Origin of the sequence: Bacillus sp. AFS001701 (assembly GCF_002559405.1) — a bacterium.
Classification (GTDB): Bacteria; Bacillota; Bacilli; order Bacillales; family Bacillaceae_G; genus Gottfriedia.
Genome location: NZ_NTZO01000163.1, coordinates 1 through 3,488, shown reverse-complemented (window position 1 = coordinate 3,488; position 3,488 = coordinate 1). Strand labels below are relative to the sequence as shown.

The 3,488-nt window shown below is 33.6% G+C and carries 2 protein-coding genes; both read right to left on the bottom strand.

Translation table 11 applies throughout. From position 1 onward, the window contains the following. Positions 1 to 178 precede the first annotated feature (178 nt). A complete protein-coding gene (locus tag CN514_RS12560) occupies positions 179 to 1,567 on the bottom strand; it encodes an amino acid permease (RefSeq protein ID WP_098232884.1) in 1,389 nt (462 codons plus the stop codon). 129 nt (positions 1,568 to 1,696) lie between these two features. Further along, positions 1,697 to 3,052: a branched-chain amino acid transport system II carrier protein gene (gene brnQ / locus CN514_RS12555; RefSeq protein ID WP_098232883.1), complete on the bottom strand. Its 1,356-nt coding sequence runs from the start codon at positions 3,050 to 3,052 to the stop codon at positions 1,697 to 1,699. Between the last annotated feature and the right edge of the window lie 436 nt (positions 3,053 to 3,488).

Sequence of the window (3,488 nt, the reverse complement as noted above, 5' to 3'; positions counted from 1 at the left end):
TTGGGTTAAATAAATACTGTCGATAAGTTATTCAGGTAATAAAAAAAAGCGTTCGTATAATAATCTCATCCAGTTTAATCACTGGATCTAATCATACGAACGCATTGATTGTTTTTAAAATTTAATTATTTGATAGCTATGTTCAAATGAACATCTTACCATCAAACCAAGAGAATTATTAGTTAGCTATATCTTCATCTTCTTGAGTATCTATTGGTACACGTTTTCCGATACCGAAAGCATAGAAACAAATGACAAGGATTGCCAAGAAAATAATCCCTACAATAAGTGAGATTCGTGTGTCATCATTAAACCACATACCGATTAATACCAATACTAAATAGGCTAATGTTAAATAGTTAGTAAATGGTGCAAAAGGCATTTTAAAAGGATGATTTTTAATTTCATCTCCTTTTACTTTTCTGAAACGAATATGACTAATTAAAATGACAAACCACGGGACCATCCCAGGAAGTACACTAGCACTGTATACATACACGAATAAGTTTTTTGGTGCAATAAAATTTAAAATAACCCCAATTATTAAACCAATTAATACACCGATTGTACCGAATAAAGGTACTCCGTTATTTGAGACTTTTGTAAAATATTTTGGTGCTTGTCCATTTATACCTAATGTATAAAGCATGCGACCTGCACTATAAATACCACTGTTACAGCCAGACATTGCAGCAGTGATAACTACAAAGTTAATAATACCAGCTGCAGCTGTAATACCAAATTTTGCAAAAGTTACAACAAACGGGCTACCAATCGAATTTAGTTGATCCCAAGGGAAAACTGTTACAATTACAAAAATAGCACCAATATAGAAAATTAAAATACGCCAAATAAGACTTTGAATCGCTTCTTTTAATGTTTTTTTCGGATTTTCTGCTTCTCCAGCTGTAATACCAATTAATTCAACGCCTTGATAAGCTCCAACAACTAGTGAAAGTGCAAAGAAGAAACCTGACCAACCACCTGTAAAGAAGCCGCCATTTTTCCAAAGATTAGATATACCAATCGCATTTCCTCCGTTTCCAAGACCGAAGAAAATAAGACCAAACCCAGCAACAATCATTAATAAAATCGTAACGACTTTAATCAATGCAAACCAAAATTCAAATTCACCAAATGATTTAACAGAAATTAAATTTGCTGCACCAAGAATCACAATTGCAATAATTCCTGGTATCCAAGCCGGTAAGTCTGGAAACCAGTACTTCATATATGCCCCAACTGCAATAATTTCTGACATTCCAACAATAACCCACTGGAACCAGTTACTCCAAGCAGTCATATACCCTGCTAAAGGGTGTATATATTTATGGCCAAATGTCGCAAATGAACCTGTACTTGGCTCTAGGTATAACATTTCCCCCATTGCACGCATAATGAAGAAGATAAAAATTCCCGAAATTGCATAAGCAAGCATTACTGATGGGCCCGTCCAATGAATGGTACTCGTTGAACCCATAAATAAACCTACACCGATTGTACCGCCTAAAGCAATCATCTGAATATGGCGCGCTTTCAATCCTTTTTTCAATTCCTTTTGTGCCATTCTATTTCCTCCCCTTCCTGATGAAACAATTGTCACTTTTTGAATCACTCTTAAAAACTTCTCCCCTAAAACCATTACTAACTTACTTTAGAATATTTACAGTTAAAAAGCTTTTTTAATTTCCTATCATTAACTGATCTTTCGAATTGAACTTGGAATATTTTTCTTATTTTTCTTTCGTAAAATACTAATAAAATAACCAATAAATCCACCAATAATAGTTGGAAATATCCAACCTAAACCTAAACTATACAACGGCAGGTACTTAGTGAAGAAATGATGAATTACTTCAATTTGTATTCCAGCTGAGTTTAACCCATCAAACAGGCTGACAATAAAAGTTAAGATCAAACTGCATTGATACACTTCTGACCTACCTTTAAATGCATAGTGTAAGAATGTTAAGAAAATTAAGGATATAGCAATCGGATATAGTGTCATTAATACAGGAATTGAAACTTTAATTAACTGTGTTAAACCTATATTAGCTATAAGTGTACTAAATACAGTCATAATGATCGCAATTTTTTTGTAAGAAATGGCTGGAAACAATTCATGAAAAAAAGTAGAACAAGCAGTGATTAGACCTACACTCGTAGTCAAACATGCCACTGTAATCATTAAACCTAATAATATTGCCCCATAAGAACCAAAATAATAGTCTGAAACTTTCGCTAAAACTTCAGCTCCATTATCTAATCGACCAAGTTTCTCAACACTAGAAGCCCCCATATATGTAAGAGCTGAATAGATTATTGCTAAAAGTGAAGCAGCTATTGCTGTTGACTTTCCACAAACGATCATAAGCTGTTTTTTAGTCGTAACTCCTTTTCCCTTAATTGCGTTTACAATAATAATTCCAAAAACAAATGCTACAAGAGCATCCATTGTTAAATAGCCTTCTTGGAAACCTTTAAAAAACACATTTGTTGTGTACCCTTTAAATGGCTCTTGAAATTTCCCGATTGGATGAACAATGGCGATAACAACAAGCAATCCGATAAACGTTAATTTAATAGGAGTTAGAAATTTTCCTACTACATCAATAATCTTTGTAGGATTAAGTGATAACAAGCATGTAACTGTGAAAAATAAGATTGTAAATATGATTAATGCACCAGGACTTGCATCATTTGATAAAAAAGGTTTAACACCAATTTCAAACGATACATTCCCTGATCTAGGGATAGCAAAAAAAGGACCAATTGCTAGATAAAGAACCGTAGTAAATACAATACCAAACAACGGATGTACACGTCTAGCTAAAGATTGCAAATTTTTTTCACCTGAAAAAACAAAAGCTGTAACACCTAACAATGGTAATCCAACTCCAGTCACTAAAAAGCCTGCATTGGCGATCCATAAGTTTTTTCCGGCTAACTGTCCAAGTATGGGTGGAAAAATTAGATTTCCTGCTCCAAAAAACAGTGCAAATAACATAAAACCTAAAATGATTATAAAAGTATTAGGTACTCTTGGTGACATAAACAACAACTCCGATTAATAATTTGTATAAAGTTTCCCAATTGGACTAATTTTCAGACCAAACAATCTTACCTCACATTTTCATCAAATTCAATAAAATTTATATTATAATAAGATATTGTTTCTTCGCATTATTATATTTTGTCACAAATTTTTCAAAACTATAAAACCCAAATCAAATGATTTTCTTTAGATTTGTTGCTTGTAGGGTAAAGAAGTTGGATTTAAGTGATCTATTAATAACAATAAAAGCACCTCAGTCAATAAACTGGGGTGCTTTTACGCTGTTGAAAAACAACCTTATCAATTAATTACCAAATTTTTCGTAAAAGAGTGTAGTGATGTTGATTTCCACTACGTGATGCTCGCTTTCCATGGGGCGAGACCTGAGCCTCCTCGGCTTAGCCTGCGGGGTCTCAGCCTTCCCGCTTATCCC

What these genes read in the sequence shown, in the direction of transcription:
- CN514_RS12560 (WP_098232884.1), bottom strand. Translation starts at nt 1,567, where the DNA reads ATGGCACAAAAGGAATTGAAAAAAGGATTGAAAGCGCGCCATATTCAG.
- brnQ (WP_098232883.1), bottom strand. Translation starts at nt 3,052, where the DNA reads ATGTCACCAAGAGTACCTAATACTTTTATAATCATTTTAGGTTTTATG.